Consider the following 14,950-nt stretch of genomic DNA (forward strand, 5'->3'; position numbering starts at 1 on the left):
CGCTAGGCTTGAGCGAAAAGGAGGCACCCATGCACCTGCTTATGCTCGCGACCGCCGCTGAGGCCGAATCGGCCGGCGCCGAGTTCGCACCCTACATCGCTGCCGGCATCACCGCAGCGGTCTTCCTCATCTCCGCGATCGTGCTGCGCTCCTTCCGCGACGTCGCCCACCGCTCGGTGCGGGGCGACGCCCACGGCGACGGCTGACCATCAGCGACGCGCCCATGCGCCGTCAGCGCCTCGGCATCATGGGCGGCACGTTCGACCCGATCCACAACGGCCACCTGGTGGCCGCCAGCGAGGTCGCGCAGCACTTCGACCTCGACGAGGTCGTCTTCGTGCCCACCGGTGAGCCGTACCTGAAGCCCGACGTGTCGCCCAGCGAGGATCGCTACCTGATGACGGTCGTCGCGACCGCCTCGAACCCCCGCTTCAAGGTCAGCCGCGTCGACATCGATCGCGACGGGCCGACCTACACGATCGACACGCTGCGCGACATCCGCGAGCAGCGGCCGCACGCCGAGCTGTTCTTCATCACGGGGGCGGATGCGTTCACCTCGATCGTGGAGTGGAAGGACGTCGACGAGCTCTGGCAGCTCGCGCACTTCGTCGCCGTCACCCGCCCGGGCCACCAGGTATCCATCACCGGGTATCCGCCGGACCGTGTCTCACTGCTGGAGATCCCCGCACTTGCGATATCCTCGACCGATTGCCGTGCGCGCGTGAGCGCCGGCTATCCCGTCTGGTATCTCGTGCCGGACGGAGTGGTTCAATACATCAGCAAACACGACCTGTACCGGAGACTCTCAGCATGACTGACGCGAACGAAGAACGACCGCTGACGCGGCGCGAGCTTCGGGCGCGCGAACGCGCTGCCGAGCTCGCCCAGACAGGCGGGCCGCCGCCGGTGCCCGAGGAGGCGTCTGACGCGGCAGCGTCCGCCCCCGAGCAGCTCGGCCGCCACTCCACGCCCAGCGTTCCCGCGGCGCCGGCCGAGAGCGTCGAGCTCGCCGAGACCGAAGCGCTCGACCTCCGCGAGGTGCGCGAGCAGTCCGGCGCCGCTCCGGCCGAGGACGACAAGGCTGCCACCTCCAAGCCGCTCGGCCGCTTCTTCGGCCGCAAGAAGGACAAGGCGGCGCAGCAGCCCGCCCCCGAGGCAGGCACTGCGGCACACCGCGATGCCACCGTCGAGCCGGTCGAGGAGACCGTCGGTCTTGACGTGCTCGAGGCCGAGCTGGCGGACGAGGCGCCCAGTGCACCCGCGCCCGGCAGCGCACCCGCCGCGGGCAGCGCATCCGTGCCCGCACCCTCCTCCGCGCGCCGCTCGAGCGCGCAGATCGATGACGTGCAGGGCCTCGACACCGTCGACGACGCCGAGGTGGACGACCTCGAGATCGACGAGGTGCTCGTCGAGCAGCCGCGTGTCTCGTCGCGCCGCGTCGCCGAGGTGACGCCGGCGGAGCTCGAGGACCGCCGCGCGGCAGCGGCCGAGGACGAGAGCCTCACCGTCACCGGCCCGAGCCGCGGCCAGTCGCAGCGCCTCCCGGTGATCGTGAACGTCGTCTCCGACACCTCCGAGCACCACATCGCCGATCTGCGCGAGCAGGGCGTCGCCGGCAGCAGCGGCAGCTCGACCTCGTCGTTCACGGCGAACGCGCTGGTGCTGCCCGCCGGCAGCGAGAGCCCCGACTTCACGCTCGAGGGCGACGACGGCCTGCTCGTCACCGGCTCGATCGACGTGCCGGAGGGCTTCGCCTCGTCCGGCCGCGGTCGCGCGTCGATCGACGGCAACGACGTCGACTCCGATGTCGCCGAGGGCGAGGTCTCGAGCCCCGAGACGGCGCCGGTGCGCGCCTCGAAGGCGGTCTCGTCGTACGCGAACGCTCGCGTGCAGATCGCACCGCAGAAGCAGCGGACCAATGCCTGGCCGGTCGTCATCGGCGTGGGCGCGGGCGCATTCGTCGTCGGCGTCGGCACGGTGCTCTTCCTCGCGATCTCGCAGGGCTGGCTCTGATCGACGGGAGTGCGCGATGAGCGCGGATGAGAAGGCGATCGCGCTCGCGCGCGTCGCGGCACGCGCAGCCGACAAGGCCCTCGGTGTCGACCAGGTGGCGCTCGACGTCTCCGGGCAGCTGCCGCTGACGGACGTGTTCCTGCTCGTCACCGGCCGCAACGAGCGGCAGGTCAGCGCCATCGCCCGCGACATCGAGGACGCGCTGCACCCCGAGGGCGCCAAGCCTGTGCGCCGCGAGGGCCGGGCCGACGGCCGCTGGGTGCTGCTCGACTTCTCCGACATCGTGGTGCACGTCTTCCACGAGGAGGAGCGCACCTACTACCAGCTCGAGCGGCTGTGGCGCGATGCGCCGGTGGTCGACCTGCAGCTGCCGGAGCACCCGGCCGACTAGCCCCCACGACAGGTATAGGGCGGTTTGCCCCAGCACCTGTCGATGCCGAGCAAATCGCCCTATACCTGCGGAGGGCGCTACCCGACGAGCGTGGGCGTGAGGGTGATCGCGTTGGCCCACGGGTCGTCGAAGCGGATGCTGCGGCCGTCGTCGGTGACCGCCACGCCCGCGGTCGTGAGCCGCTCGCGGGCCGCGCCCAGCGCATCCGCATCGGGCACCCGGATCTCGACCCGGCCGAGGCCGAGGGTGTCGGCGCGGCGGCCCGCGCCGCGGGAGTTCCAGACGTTCATCGCCATGTGGTGGTGGTAGCCGCCGGCGCTGACGAACAGCGCCGTGTTGCCCAGCGAGGTGGTCTCGGCGAAGCCGAGCGCGCCGACGTAGAACGCGCGCGCGGAGGCGACGTCGCCGACCTGCAGGTGCACGTGGCCGATCTTCGCCTCCACCGGCGCGGTCGACGGGCCGGCACCGAACGCGCCGCGGTCGAGGTGCTCGTTGACGAAGCGGTTCGGGTCGATGAACTCGGTGGTCATGTAGACCTGGCCGTTCGACCAGCTCCACTGCTCGCGCGGGCGGTCGACGTAGAGCTCGACGCCGTTGCCGTCGGGGTCGGCGAAGTAGAACGCCTCGGAGACATGGTGGTCGCCGGTGCCCGCGAACTGGATGTTCGGCAGCTGTGTCATGCGCACGACGGCGGCAGCCAGCGCCGCCTGCGTGGGGTAGAGCACGGCGGTGTGGAACAGGCCGGCATCCGCGGGGTTGGGGCCGCGCAGGTCGGGCGCCTCCTCCAGCACCAGGATGGTGCGGCCGTCGACGCCGAGCTCGACCGCGCCGGGCCGCTCGGCGATGTGCTCGAGGCCGACGCCGGCGGTGTACCAGTGCACCAGGCGTGCCAGGGATGCGGTCTTGAGCATCACCGGGCCCATGTCGGTGGCGTCGGGCAGCAGATCGATCGTGGTGTTCATCATGTCCTCCGGGAGGTGCAACGCCATCGTGGTCGTTTGATTCCGAATTACTTTCGGCCGAGGTCGCGCTCGAGCACCGGCGCGAGGCGGAAGGGGATCAGCTCGCCCATCGACAGCCAGGTCTCGGTGCGCTCCACGCCCTCGCAGGCGAGCACCAGCTTGTTGACGCGGTAGAGATCCTCGGCGTCGCGGCACACCACGCGCACGAGCACGTCCGCCTGGCCGGAGAGCCCGAAGGCCTGCACGACCTCGGGGATCTGCCGCAGCTGCTCGACCACCGAGTCGATCTGCGGCTGGTCGACGTGGGTCGCCATGAACACCGTCAGCGGGTAGCCGAGCGCCGCGGCGTGGAACCTGCGGTCGAAGCCCTGCAGCGCATCCGAGGCCTCGAGCGCGGCCACCCGGCTCTGCACGGTGTTGCGGGCGAGCCCGAGCTGCTCGGCGATCGCGGCGTTCGTGATCCGCGGGTGCCTGGTGAGCTCGAGCAGGATCTTCCGATCGGTGTCATCGACGGTGCGCATGATGCGCAATCTAGCGCACAGCAGCTCGCGGCGAAATGCGCGACCTGCGCAGCAAGCGTGTCGCTGATTGCGCGGCGTGCCAGATCGGGCTACCGTCGGAGCACAGATCTTCGGACGACCCGTCCTGTGGATCCGACCGGCGCCCACAAGGCGCTCGAACGAGGAGGTTCGATCGTGTCGATCACCGTGCCAGCCCCCGACCCCGCGCTCGCCGCAGGCCTTGACTGCCCGCTGACCGTGCTCGACCTCGACGGCACCCGGCTGCCGAACGAGCTGCTCGACCCGCACCTGACCGACATCGACGAGCACGCCCTCACGAACCTCTACGTCGACATGGTGCGCGTGCGCCGGCTCGACGTCGAGGCGTTCGCCCTCACCCGCCAGGGCCACCTGGTGCTGTGGCCGCCGCTGCTGGGCCAGGAGGCCGCGCAGGTCGGCCCCGCCCGCGCGCTGGGGGAGAAGGACTGGGTCTTCGGCTCGTACCGCGAGCACGGCTTCGCGCTGCTGCGCGGTGCCGACATGGGCGAGTTCTCGCGCATCTGGAAGGCCTACGCGCACAGCGGCTGGGATCCCCAGGAGATCCGCATGGCGCCCTCGCAGATCATCATCGGCGCGCAGTCGCTGCACGGCGTGGGCTACGCCATGGCCGCCAAGATGGACGGCGCCGACGAGGTCGCGCTGACCGCCTTCGGCGACGGCGCCACCAGCGAGGGAGACGTCAACGAGGCGCTCGTCTGGGCGGCCTCCTTCCAGGCGCCGGTGGTCTTCCTCTGCCAGAACAACCAGTACGCGATCTCCGAGCCCGTCGGCCTGCAGTCGGGCGTGCCGCTCGCGCTGCGCCCCACCGGCTTCGGCATCCCCTCGATGCGCGTCGACGGCAACGACGTGCTCGCCATGCACGCCGCCGCCCGCATCGCCATCGACCGCGCCCGCACCGGCGGCGGCCCCACCTTCATCGAGGCGGTCACCTACCGCCGCGGCCCGCACACCACCACCGACGACCCGAAGCGCTACCGCGACGAGGCCGAGGTCGAGGCGTGGACCGCGAAGGACCCGATCGAGCGCGTCGAGCGGGCGCTGGCTCGCTGCGGCGCCAACATGGAGGCCGTGCGCGCCGAGGCGAAGATCCGCGCCGACCAGCTCGCCAAGGAGTTCCGCGCCGCGTGCGAGCACGCCGAGCCGCCCACCGCTGACGAGATCTTCGACAACGTCTACGCGCAGCCGAGCCGGCGCCTGGAGCGCCAGCGCCTCGAGCACCGCGCCTTCGTGAGCAGCATCGAGGCCAAGGCATGACCGAGACCCTGACGATGGCGAAGGCCATCAACGCCGCCCTCGCCGACTCGCTCGACGGGGACGACCGCGTGCTGCTGATGGGCGAGGACATCGGCAAGCTCGGCGGCGTCTTCCGCGTCACCGACGGCCTGCAGGACCGCTTCGGCACGCAGCGAGTGATCGACACGCCGCTGGCCGAGTCGGCCATCATCGGCACCGCGATCGGCATGACGTACCGCGACTTCCGGGTGGTCGCCGAGATCCAGTTCGACGGCTTCATCTACCCCGCGTTCGACCAGATCGTCGCGCAGGTCGCGAAGCTGCACTACCGCTCGCAGGGCCGGGTGAAGATGCCGCTGACCATTCGCGTGCCCTTCGGTGGCGCGATCGGCTCGGTCGAGCACCACAGCGAGTCGCCCGAGTCGTACTTCGCCCACACGGCGGGCTTGCGCGTGGTCACCGCCTCGACGCCGCAGGAGGCGTACTCGACGCTGCGCGCCGCGATCCAGAGCGACGACCCGGTGCTGTTCTTCGAGCCGAAGGGCAAGTACTACACGAAGGGCGAGGTCGATCGTCAGATCGTGCGCGACCTCGAGACCGCCAACATCGTCGCCAGCGGCCGCGACGTGACGATCGCCGCCTACGGGCCGACGGTCGACACCGCGCTGCGCGCCGCCATCGCCGCCGCCGACGAGGGCATCGAGATCGAGGTCATCGACCTGCGCTCGATCTCGCCGCTGGATGTCGACACGGTGGTCGAGTCGGTGCAGCGCACCGGCCGCCTGATCGTCACGCACGAGGCGCCCGCCGAGTCGTCCGTCTCGAGCGAGCTCATCGCCTCCGTCGCCGAGCGCGCCTTCGCGCACCTCGAGGCCGCGCCCGAGCGCGTCACCGGCTACGACACCCCGTACCCGCCCTCGGCCGTTGAGCACGAGTACCTGCCGAGCCTCGACCGGCTGCTCGACGCCGTCGACCGCACGCTCGGCCGCCGCAACTCGCGCACCGACCTCGACTACGCCGCCGTCACCGGTGCCGCCATCAACGATGGAGCCGCACGATGAAGACCTTCCTGCTGCCCGACCTGGGCGAGGGCCTGACCGACAGCGAGATCGTCGCGTGGAAGGTCGCCGAGGGCGACACCGTCGAGCTCAACCAGCCGCTCGCCGACATCGAGACCGCCAAGGCGGTCGTCGAGCTGCCCAGCCCCTACGAGGGCGTCATCGCCAAGCTGCACGCGGGCGAGGGCGAGACCGTCGACGTGGGCGCCCCGCTGATCGACTTCGACCTCGGCGACGATGACGGCGCCGCACCCGCTGCGGGGATGACCGCTGCGGGGATGACCGATGCGGCGGCCACGACGGATGCGGTGGCCACGACGGATGCGCCCGGTCCGGTCGGCGAGGAGCCCGACGTCGTGAGCGCGCCGGCCTCCGCACCCGAGACGAACGTCGCCGCGCAGGCAGAGGCCGTCGCGGCCGACGACAAGCCCGAGAAGATCTCGGTGCTGGTCGGCTCGGTCACCGTGCACGGCGGCAAGCCCACCCGCAGCAAGCGCACCTGGGATGTCGAGCCGTTCGAGCGCGCGGCATTGGAACACACACAGCGGCGCGGCCCGAACCGGGCGATGCCGCCGGTGCGCAAGCTAGCGAAGGATCGCGGCATCGACCTGCAGTCGGTGCGCCCGAGCGGCGCCGACGGCCTCGTCACCCGCGCCGACGTCGAGGGCGCGGGCACCGCATCCGCCGCCTCTGCCGCGAGCGCGTTGGCAGCACCGGCCTCGACGCGCGAGAAGGTGACCGGCCTGCGCAAGCACACCGCCGCCGCGATGACCAAGTCGGCGCTCACGGTGCCGCACGCCGCGACCTTCCATCAGGTCGATGTGACCGAGACGCTCGCGCTCGCCAAGTCGGGCGACGCCTCGTTCCTGGCGCTGGCCAGCCGGGCGATCCTGCTGGCGGCCAAACGCTGGCCTGAGGTCACCGCATCGTTCCACGCCGACACCAACGAGCTCGAGCGCTTCGCGCACGTGAACCTCGGCATCGCCGTCTCGACCGACCGCGGCCTGGTGGTCGCCTCGGTCGACCAGGCGGAGACGATGGATGCGGCCCAGCTGACCGCGCAGATCAAGGACCGTGCCGTGCGGGCGCGCGAGGGCAAGCTGTCGATGGAGGAGCTCACCTCGTCGAACATCACCATCTCGAACGTGGGCGTGTTCGGCGTCGACGGCGGCATCCCCATCCTGAACCCGGGGGAGTCGGCGATCATCGCGCTCGGCGCGATCCGCAAGCTGCCCTGGAACCACCAGGGCGAGATCGTGCTGCGCGACGTGTGCACCGTGACCGTCTCGTTCGACCACCGGGTGCTCGACGGCCGCGAGGCCGCGGGCTTCCTGGCCGACATCGCCGCGGTGCTGGAGCGCCCGGCGCTGGCGCTGGCGCGATGAGCACTGTCGCGATGAGCACTGGCGCGATGAGCACTGTCGTGATGAGCGGGCAGGTTGCGCACGCACCCGACGCCGACGTGGCACGGTAGGGGCATGCACGCACTCACCAGCCACGTCGACAGCAGCTCCGACGCGGCGCAGGCGAATCGCGTTGCCATGCAGGCACTGGTGGCGCAGCTGCGCGAGCGGCTCGGCACGGTGGCGCTCGGCGGCCCCGAGAAGAGCCGCGAGCGGCACGTCGCGCGCGGCAAGCTGCTGGTGCGCGACCGCATCGACGCGCTGCTCGACCCGGGCAGCCCATTCCTGGAGGTCGCGCCGCTGGCAGCCTGGGGCGTCTACGGGAGCCCTGCCGAGGGCAGCCCGGGGGATGCGCCCTCGGCCGGTGTCGTCGCCGGCATCGGGCTGGTGCACGGCAGGCAGGTGATGGTGATCGCCAACGACGCGACCGTCAAGGGCGGCACCTACTACCCGCTGACGGTGAAGAAGCACCTGCGCGCGCAGCAGATCGCGCGCGAGAACCGGCTGCCGTGCATCGCGCTGGTCGACTCGGGCGGCGCCTTCCTGCCGATGCAGGACGAGGTCTTCCCCGACCGCGAGCACTTCGGCCGCATCTTCTTCAACCAGGCGCAGCTGTCGGCGCTCGGCATCCCGCAGCTGGCTGCCGTGATGGGCTCGTCGACCGCCGGCGGCGCCTACGTGCCGGCGATGAGCGACGAGACGGTGATCGTGCGCGACCAGGGCACCATCTTCCTCGGCGGCCCGCCGCTGGTGAAGGCGGCCACGGGCGAGGTGATCGACGCCGAGTCGCTCGGCGGCGGCGTGCTGCACGCCGAGGTCTCGGGCGTCGTCGACCACCTCGCCGACGACGACGTGCACGCGCTCGAGATCGTGCGCGACATGGTCGAGGCGCTGCCGCACGAGGATCGCGGCGTCACCGGCGCGCGGCCCACGCCGAAGGGCGTCTTCGGCTGGTTCGCCCACGCGCCATACGGCGCATCGCCGATCGCCGACGACCCGCAGCCGCCCGCGGTCGACCCGTCGACGCTCTACGACGCCGTTCCGCCCGACCTCCAGACGCCCTACGACGTGCGCGAGGTCATCGCCCGCATCGTCGACCGCAGCGAGTTCCACGAGTTCAAGGCCAGCTACGGCGAGACGCTCGTGACCGGCTTCGCCGAGCTGCACGGCCACACCGTCGGCATCATCGCCAACAACGGCGTGCTCTTCTCGGAGTCGGCCATGAAGGGCGCGCACTTCATCGAGCTGTGCGACCAGCGGGGCGTGCCGCTGGTGTTCCTGCAGAACATCACCGGCTTCATGGTGGGCTCCGAGGCCGAGCGCGGCGGCATCGCCAAGCACGGCGCCAAGATGGTCACCGCCGTCGCCACCACGCGCGTGCCGAAGCTCACCGTCGTCATCGGGGGCTCCTTCGGCGCCGGCACGTACTCCATGTGCGGCCGGGCCTACGACCCCCGGTTCCTGTGGCTGTGGCCCAACGCCCGCGTGAGCGTGATGGGCGGGCCGCAGGCCGCATCCGTGCTCTCCACCGTCAAGCGCGAGCAGCTCGAGGCCGCGGGCTCCGAATGGTCGGCGGATGCGCAGGACGAGTTCGAGCGCCCGGTGCGCGAGCAGTATGAGCGGCAGGGCAATCCCTACTACGCCAGCGCGCGGCTGTGGGACGACGGCGTGATCGACCCGGCAGACACCCGCCGCGTGCTCGGCATGGCGCTCGACGTCGTGACCGCCGTGCCGCTGCCCGAGCCGCGCTTCGGCGTGTTCAGGATGTGATGGGAATGCCGGAGATGTTCCACACCGTGCTGGTGGCCAACCGCGGCGAGATCGCCATCCGCATCGCGCGCACGCTGCGCGAGATGGGCATCCGCTCGGTCGCCGTGCGCGCCGAAGACGACCCCTCGCCGCACCCCGACCACTTCGACGAGGTCGTCTCGCTCGGGGCTGGGCCGCTGCGGGAGACGTATCTCTCGGGCGAGAAGATCATCGAGGCCGCGCGCTCGACCGGCGCGCAGGCGATCCACCCGGGCTACGGCTTCCTGTCGGAGAACGCCGGCTTCGCGCACGCGTGCGCCGACGCGGGGCTGGTCTTCATCGGGCCGCCCGCCTCGGCGATCGAGACCATGGGCGACAAGATCTCCGCCCGCCACGCGGTCGAGGCGCGCGGCGTCGCGACCGTGCCGGGCATCGCCGAGCCGGGGCTCGACGACGCCGCCCTGATCGCCGGCGCAGAGCGGGTCGGCTTCCCGGTGCTCATCAAGCCGGCCGCCGGCGGCGGCGGCAAGGGCATGTACCGCGTCGACGAGCCGGCCGGGCTCGCGCAGGCGCTGGCCGCCGCGCGCCGCGAGGCGAGCTCGTCGTTCGGCGACGACACGCTGTTCATCGAGCGCTTCGTCACGAGCCCGCGCCACATCGAGGTGCAGGTGCTCGCCGACACGCATGGGAACGTGATCCACCTGGGCGAGCGCGAGTGCTCGCTGCAGCGCCGCCACCAGAAGGTGATCGAGGAGGCGCCCAGCGCCCTGCTCACCGATGCCCAGCGCGCGGCGATCGGGCAGGCGGCGGTCGAGACGGCCCGCTCGGTCGGCTATGTGGGCGCCGGCACGGTGGAGTTCATCGTCGCGGGTGACCGGCCCGACGAGCCGTTCTTCATGGAGATGAACACGCGGCTGCAGGTCGAGCACCCGGTGACCGAGATGGTCACGGGCATCGACCTCGTGGAGCAGCAGCTGCGCATCGCCGCGGGGGAGCCGCTCGCCATCGCGCAGGAGGATCTCACCCTCACCGGCCACGCGATCGAGGCGCGCATCTACGCCGAGGATCCCGCGGCGGGCTTCCTGCCCACCGGCGGTACGGTGCTCGAGCTCGAGTGGCCCGACGATTGGGAGCAGGACGGCAGCGTGCGGGTCGACGCCGGCGTGGAGCGCGGCGGCGAGGTCGGCTCGAGCTACGACCCGATGATCGCGAAGCTGATCGTGCGCGCTGCCACGCGCGCGGAGGCCATCGACCGTCTGCGCGACGCGCTGGCCGAGACCAGCATCTTCGGTGTGGTCACGAATCGCGGGTTCCTGCGTGCGCTGCTCGACGAGCCGAGCGTGCGCGCGGGCGAGCTCGACACGGGCTTCATCGACCGCGAGGGCGAGCGGATCGCTGCGGGCGGTGCACCGAACGGAGTGCCCAGCACGGTGCTCGCGATGGTGGCTGCGAGCGCGGTGCCGCCCAGCCTCGGCCCGGTTGGCGCCTGGCGCCTCGACGGCTGGCGCATGGGCGGCGCCGTCGGCCGCCGCACGCAGCTGCGCGACGGCGATGGCATTGCCGCCGTGCAGACACTCGGTGAGCGAACCACGGTGACCCGCGCCGATGGCTCCATCGATGTGCTGCAAACGTCGCGCGATCCCTGGGTGCGCGAGACGCCGGAGGGCTCCTGGGTGCGCACCCGCGATGGCGACTTCCTCGTGGAGGCGCCACCGCGCATCCGCCGTGGTCGTGGCCCGGCCGCGCCCAGCCTCGCCTCGCCGATGCCCGGCACCGTGGTCGCCGCGCACGTCGCCGACGGCGAGACGGTCGCGGAGGGCCAGGCGGTCATCAGCGTCGAAGCCATGAAGATGGAGCATGTGCTGCGCGCACCCGTCGCCGGCACCGTGCACCTGCACGTCGCCAGCGGCGAGCAGGTCACCCGCGGGCAGGAGCTCGCGACCGTGACACCGATCGAGGGGGAGAGCGCATGAGCGAGACCACGCCGGCAGCCGAGACCGCTGCCGAGACCGACACTGCGCGGCGCATCACGCAGCGCGGCCTCTACTTCGACGAGCTCGAGGAGGGCGTCGTCTACGAGCACCGCCCCGGCCGCACGATGACCGAGACCGACAACGTGCTCTTCACGACGCTGACGATGAACCCGCAGCCGCTGCACCTCGACCGGCACTGGAGCGAGCAGACCGAGTTCGGCGAGCCGCTCATGAACTCGATGCACACGCTCGCGACCATGGTCGGGCTCTCGGTCGGGCAGCTCACGCAGGGCACGATCGTCGCCAACCTCGGCTTCAGCGACATCACCTTCCCGGCGCCCGTCAAGCACGGCGACACGATCTACTGCGAGACGCGCGTGACAGGACGTCGCCAGTCGAAGTCGCGGCCCGCGCAGGGCATCGCCACGTTCGAGCACATCGCCCGCAACCAGCACGGCGAGGTGGTCGCGAAGGCCGTGCGACAGGTGCTCATGCAGGGCTCGCCGGACGCGCAGGGACCGGCGGCCACTGGCGCGGGGGCAACAGCATGACCCGCCGCTTCGCGATGGGCCCGGCGCTGCTGTTCTGCCCCGGCGACCGGCCCGACCGGTTCCAGAAGGCGGCAGACCGAGCGGATGCGGTGATCCTCGACCTCGAGGACGCGGTCGGTGGCGAGTCCAAGGCCGCCGCACGCGCCGCGATCGCGGCCGCCGAGCTCGACCCCGCGCGCACGATCGTGCGCGTGCAGTCGCGCTCGTCGGCGGGCTTCCGCGACGACCTCGAGGCGGTGGCGGCGAGCCCGTTCCGCACGGTGATGCTCGCGAAGGCCGAGTCGGCGGATGAGGTCGATGCGGTCGCCGAGGCGATCCCCGGCGTGCGCGTGGTGGCGCTCATCGAGACCGCCCGCGGCGTGCTCGCGGCAGAGGCGATCGCCGACCACGGCGCCGTCGTGGCGCTCATGTGGGGCGCGGAGGATCTGGTGGCGTCGATGGGCGGCACCTCGAGCCGCGGCGACGACGGCGGCTACCGCGACGTCGCCATGCATGCGCGCAGCCGCGTGCTGCTAGCTGCGAGCGCGTTCGGCAAGACCGCGATCGACGCGATCCGCACCGACATCGCCGACCTCGACGGCGCGCACCTGGAGGCGCTCGACGCCGCCGCGAGCGGCTTCGGTGCCAAGGCGGCGATCCATCCGAACCACGTCGAGCCCTACCGCCGGGCGTTCGCGCCCACCGAGGAGCAGGTCGACGAGGCACGGCGCATTCTGGCCGCGGCCGAGGCGACGCCCGGCGTATTCTCGTTCGAGGGGCGCATGGTCGACGAGCCGATCCTGCGGCACGCGCGCAGCCTCGTCGAGCGGGCGCGCCCGCGAGGGTAGCCTGCCCACCGCAGGAGGGCCCTGCGCGCACAGCGGGAACGCCCGCTGAAGCCCGGCGTGACGGTCGCGCGCTAGTGCTTCTTGCGCTCGGCGGCGCGCAGCTTGGCCCAGTGGCTCGCGAAGGCCTCGAGCTTGCCGGTGCGCCCGTGCACGAGCACGGTGTCGCCGGGTTCGAAGCGAGTCTCGGGGTTGGCGACCATCCATTCGCCGCCCCGCTTCACGGCGCCGATGCCGATGCCGTGCTTGGCCTGCAGCGCGAGCTCGCGCAGCGGCACCGTCGCGATGCTCGCGGGTGCCTCGAGCCGCACGGCGGCGTAGCCGGGCTCGATCTCGAGGAAGTCCTCCATCGCGCCGCGCACCATGTGGGCCAGGCGGCGGCCCATGTCGGCCTCGGGCCGCACCACGTGCTCGACGCCCAGCTGGTCGAGGATCAGCGCGTGGCGCTCGTCGACCGCCTTCGCCCACACCTCCTTGACGCCCACGCGCAGCAGCTGGCTGGTCACGAGGATGCTCGCGGTCACGTCGGTGCCGATGGCGACGACCACGCGGTCGAACTCGGCCAGCCCCAACTGCTCGATGAGCTCCGGCTTCGTCGCATCGCCCGTGACGACGCCCGTGAGCTGCCCGCTGAGCGCCTGCACCGCATCCTCTTGGTCGTCGATGCCCAGCACCTCGGTGCCGTGCGCCATGAGCTCGAGCGCGAGCGCGGTGCCGAACCGGCCGAGGCCGATGACGGCGACCGAGCTCGCCGAGCCGATGGTGGTCGGGTCGAAGGGGTTGCGGAGCTTAGCCAATGACGGGCCTTTCCTTGGGCAGCTCGAATGCGAGCCTGCGGGGGCGGAGCGCGAGCGCGGTGGCGACGGTGATGGGGCCGACGCGGCCGATGAACATGAGCATGATGAGGATGAGCTGGCTGGGGGTGCCGACGGATGCGGTGATGCCGGTGGAGAGGCCGACCGTGCCGAAGGCGGAGACCACCTCGAACAGCACCTGGTCGAGGTCGATGTGGGTGAGCAGCATGATCACGATCGTCGATCCGAACACGAGCCCGACGGCGAGCAGTGCGACGGTGATGGCCTCGCGGTGCACGGCGCGCGAGAGGCGCTTGCCGAACACGGTGACGGCCGGGTCGCCGCGCACCTCGGCGAGGATGATCGCCAGCAGCACGCCGAAGGTGGTGATCTTGATGCCGCCGGCGGTGCCTGCGGGGCCGCCGCCGATGAACATCAGCACATCCATCACCAGCAGCGTCTCGGGCTCGAACCGGCCGATGTCGAGCGCGTTGAAGCCGGCGGTGCGGGTCTGCACCGAGTGGAAGAAGGCGTCGAGGATGCGCGTGGCGGGGGAGTGCGCGCCGAGCGATCCCGGATTGTTCCACTCGAGCACCGCGATGGCGAGCGTGCCGATCACGAGCAGGCTGCCGGTGCCGACGAGCACCAGCCAGGTGTGCATGGAGAAGCGGCGCGGGTTCGGCGCGTGCTTGAGGATCTGCACGATGACGGGGAAGCCGAGGCCGCCGATGATGGTTGCGGTGGCGAGCGGCAGCAGGATGAAGGGGTCGTCGACGAAGCCCATCAGGTTGTCGCTGAAGAGCGCGAAGCCGGCGTTGTTGTAGCTGGAGACGGCGTGGAAGACGCCCAGCCAGAGCGCGTGCAGCGGATCCTCGCCGCGGCCGAGCCAGAAGCGCAGCCAGAGGATGAGCGCGACCGAGCCCTCGACGACGAGCGCGATCTTGAGGATGCTGACGACGATGCGGCGCACGCTGCCGGGGCCCTCCGCGTGCGCCTCCTGGGCGGTGGTGAGGCGCGAGCCGAGCGTGAGGCGTCGCACGACGAAGATGCCGACGAGGCTCGCGAACACCATGACGCCGAGGCCGCCGAGCTGGATGAGCAGCAGGATGACGACCTGGCCGACGGGCGTCCAGTAGAGGGCGGTGTCGACGACGGTGAGGCCGGTCACGCACGCGGCCGAGACGGCCGTGAAGAGCGCCTCGATCCACGTGGCTGCCCCCTCGCCCTGGCGAGAGATCGGCAGCATGAGCAAGCCCCAGCCGATGAGGTTGAGCGCGACGAACCCGGCGAAGATGCGCCGGGCGGGATGCTGTCGTTCCCACAGCTGGATGAGGCCCGGTCGGGGGCGGCGAGTCGCCTGCACGAGCGATGAGCATACGCCTGCGCGGAGGGTGCGCCGCACAGGCTCGATGTGACAAACGCCGAGCGGGTCATGTATA

15 protein-coding genes are annotated in these 14,950 nt (G+C 71.5%); 11 read left to right on the forward strand and 4 right to left on the reverse strand.

What is annotated here, in order from left to right; translation table 11 throughout:
• Positions 1-29: 29 nt before the first annotated feature.
• The 4 genes from J1M46_RS03350 to rsfS are packed head-to-tail and all read left to right on the forward strand — an operon-like array spanning position 30 to position 2,404.
• Positions 30-206: a hypothetical protein gene (locus tag J1M46_RS03350; protein WP_206446525.1), complete on the forward strand. Its 177-nt coding sequence runs from the start codon at positions 30-32 to the stop codon at positions 204-206.
• A gap of 17 nt (positions 207-223) precedes the next feature.
• Complete coding sequence (gene nadD, locus J1M46_RS03355; protein WP_206446526.1) at positions 224-814, forward strand: nicotinate-nucleotide adenylyltransferase; 591 nt, start codon at positions 224-226, stop codon at positions 812-814.
• Entirely contained in the window at positions 811-2,013 is a 1,203-nt protein-coding gene (locus tag J1M46_RS03360) for a hypothetical protein (RefSeq protein WP_206446527.1), read from the forward strand. Before nadD ends, J1M46_RS03360 begins: the two co-directional genes overlap by 4 nt.
• A 16-nt stretch (positions 2,014-2,029) precedes the next feature.
• Complete coding sequence (gene rsfS / locus J1M46_RS03365) at positions 2,030-2,404, forward strand: ribosome silencing factor (RefSeq protein WP_206446528.1); 375 nt, start codon at positions 2,030-2,032, stop codon at positions 2,402-2,404.
• 77 nt (positions 2,405-2,481) lie between these two features.
• On the opposite strand, the gene J1M46_RS03370 is transcribed toward rsfS, so the two are convergent.
• Both J1M46_RS03370 and J1M46_RS03375 read right to left on the reverse strand, forming a co-directional pair.
• Positions 2,482-3,366 (reverse strand): VOC family protein, encoded by an 885-nt coding sequence (locus tag J1M46_RS03370; protein ID WP_241248997.1) that lies wholly within the window; start codon positions 3,364-3,366, stop codon positions 2,482-2,484.
• A gap of 47 nt (positions 3,367-3,413) precedes the next feature.
• A complete protein-coding gene (locus J1M46_RS03375; protein WP_206446529.1) occupies positions 3,414-3,887 on the reverse strand; it encodes an Lrp/AsnC family transcriptional regulator in 474 nt (157 codons plus the stop codon).
• Between the two features lie 174 nt (positions 3,888-4,061).
• Here J1M46_RS03375 and J1M46_RS03380 point away from each other — a divergent pair, with 174 nt between their 5' ends.
• The 7 genes from J1M46_RS03380 (at position 4,062) to J1M46_RS03410 (ending at position 12,720) form a co-directional block, all read left to right on the forward strand.
• Positions 4,062-5,180 (forward strand): thiamine pyrophosphate-dependent enzyme, encoded by a 1,119-nt coding sequence (locus J1M46_RS03380; protein WP_342384253.1) that lies wholly within the window; start codon positions 4,062-4,064, stop codon positions 5,178-5,180.
• Positions 5,177-6,220 carry an alpha-ketoacid dehydrogenase subunit beta gene (locus tag J1M46_RS03385; protein ID WP_206446530.1) on the forward strand — a complete coding sequence of 348 codons (1,044 nt, stop codon included), beginning with the start codon at positions 5,177-5,179 and terminating at the stop codon, positions 6,218-6,220. The genes J1M46_RS03380 and J1M46_RS03385 overlap by 4 nt, the downstream gene beginning before the upstream one ends.
• A complete protein-coding gene (locus J1M46_RS03390; RefSeq protein WP_206446531.1) occupies positions 6,217-7,602 on the forward strand; it encodes a dihydrolipoamide acetyltransferase family protein in 1,386 nt (461 codons plus the stop codon). The genes J1M46_RS03385 and J1M46_RS03390 overlap by 4 nt, the downstream gene beginning before the upstream one ends.
• 93 nt (positions 7,603-7,695) lie before the next feature.
• Positions 7,696-9,390, forward strand: a complete 1,695-nt coding sequence (locus tag J1M46_RS03395) for a carboxyl transferase domain-containing protein (RefSeq protein WP_206446532.1) — start codon at positions 7,696-7,698, stop codon at positions 9,388-9,390.
• A 5-nt stretch (positions 9,391-9,395) separates the two neighbouring features.
• Positions 9,396-11,342 (forward strand): acetyl/propionyl/methylcrotonyl-CoA carboxylase subunit alpha, encoded by a 1,947-nt coding sequence (locus J1M46_RS03400; protein WP_342384254.1) that lies wholly within the window; start codon positions 9,396-9,398, stop codon positions 11,340-11,342.
• Positions 11,339-11,893 carry a MaoC family dehydratase gene (locus J1M46_RS03405; RefSeq protein ID WP_206446533.1) on the forward strand — a complete coding sequence of 185 codons (555 nt, stop codon included), beginning with the start codon at positions 11,339-11,341 and terminating at the stop codon, positions 11,891-11,893. The genes J1M46_RS03400 and J1M46_RS03405 overlap by 4 nt, the downstream gene beginning before the upstream one ends.
• Positions 11,890-12,720, forward strand: a complete 831-nt coding sequence (locus J1M46_RS03410; RefSeq protein ID WP_206446534.1) for an HpcH/HpaI aldolase/citrate lyase family protein — start codon at positions 11,890-11,892, stop codon at positions 12,718-12,720. The genes J1M46_RS03405 and J1M46_RS03410 overlap by 4 nt, the downstream gene beginning before the upstream one ends.
• Before the next feature lie 71 nt (positions 12,721-12,791).
• Here J1M46_RS03410 and J1M46_RS03415 read toward each other — a convergent pair whose 3' ends face one another.
• Positions 12,792-13,514, reverse strand: coding sequence for a potassium channel family protein (locus J1M46_RS03415; protein WP_206446535.1), 723 nt, complete (start codon positions 13,512-13,514; stop codon positions 12,792-12,794).
• Positions 13,507-14,874, reverse strand: a complete 1,368-nt coding sequence (locus tag J1M46_RS03420; RefSeq protein WP_206446536.1) for a potassium transporter TrkG — start codon at positions 14,872-14,874, stop codon at positions 13,507-13,509. Before J1M46_RS03420 ends, J1M46_RS03415 begins: the two co-directional genes overlap by 8 nt.
• Positions 14,875-14,950 lie beyond the last annotated feature (76 nt).

This window comes from Agrococcus sp. KRD186, assembly GCF_017168255.1.
Taxonomy (GTDB): Bacteria; Actinomycetota; Actinomycetes; order Actinomycetales; family Microbacteriaceae; genus Agrococcus.

Bases quoted from the DNA above. Each gene is read 5' to 3' on its own strand.
- J1M46_RS03390 (WP_206446531.1), top strand. From the start codon at position 6,217: ATGAAGACCTTCCTGCTGCCCGACCTGGGCGAGGGCCTGACCGACAGC.
- J1M46_RS03410 (WP_206446534.1), top strand. From the start codon at position 11,890: ATGACCCGCCGCTTCGCGATGGGCCCGGCGCTGCTGTTCTGCCCCGGC.
- J1M46_RS03350 (WP_206446525.1), top strand. From the start codon at position 30: ATGCACCTGCTTATGCTCGCGACCGCCGCTGAGGCCGAATCGGCCGGC.
- J1M46_RS03375 (WP_206446529.1), bottom strand. From the start codon at position 3,887: ATGCGCACCGTCGATGACACCGATCGGAAGATCCTGCTCGAGCTCACC.
- rsfS (WP_206446528.1), top strand. From the start codon at position 2,030: ATGAGCGCGGATGAGAAGGCGATCGCGCTCGCGCGCGTCGCGGCACGC.
- J1M46_RS03360 (WP_206446527.1), top strand. From the start codon at position 811: ATGACTGACGCGAACGAAGAACGACCGCTGACGCGGCGCGAGCTTCGG.
- J1M46_RS03400 (WP_342384254.1), top strand. From the start codon at position 9,396: ATGCCGGAGATGTTCCACACCGTGCTGGTGGCCAACCGCGGCGAGATC.
- J1M46_RS03385 (WP_206446530.1), top strand. From the start codon at position 5,177: ATGACCGAGACCCTGACGATGGCGAAGGCCATCAACGCCGCCCTCGCC.
- nadD (WP_206446526.1), top strand. From the start codon at position 224: ATGCGCCGTCAGCGCCTCGGCATCATGGGCGGCACGTTCGACCCGATC.
- J1M46_RS03395 (WP_206446532.1), top strand. From the start codon at position 7,696: ATGCACGCACTCACCAGCCACGTCGACAGCAGCTCCGACGCGGCGCAG.
- J1M46_RS03405 (WP_206446533.1), top strand. From the start codon at position 11,339: ATGAGCGAGACCACGCCGGCAGCCGAGACCGCTGCCGAGACCGACACT.
- J1M46_RS03370 (WP_241248997.1), bottom strand. From the start codon at position 3,366: ATGAACACCACGATCGATCTGCTGCCCGACGCCACCGACATGGGCCCG.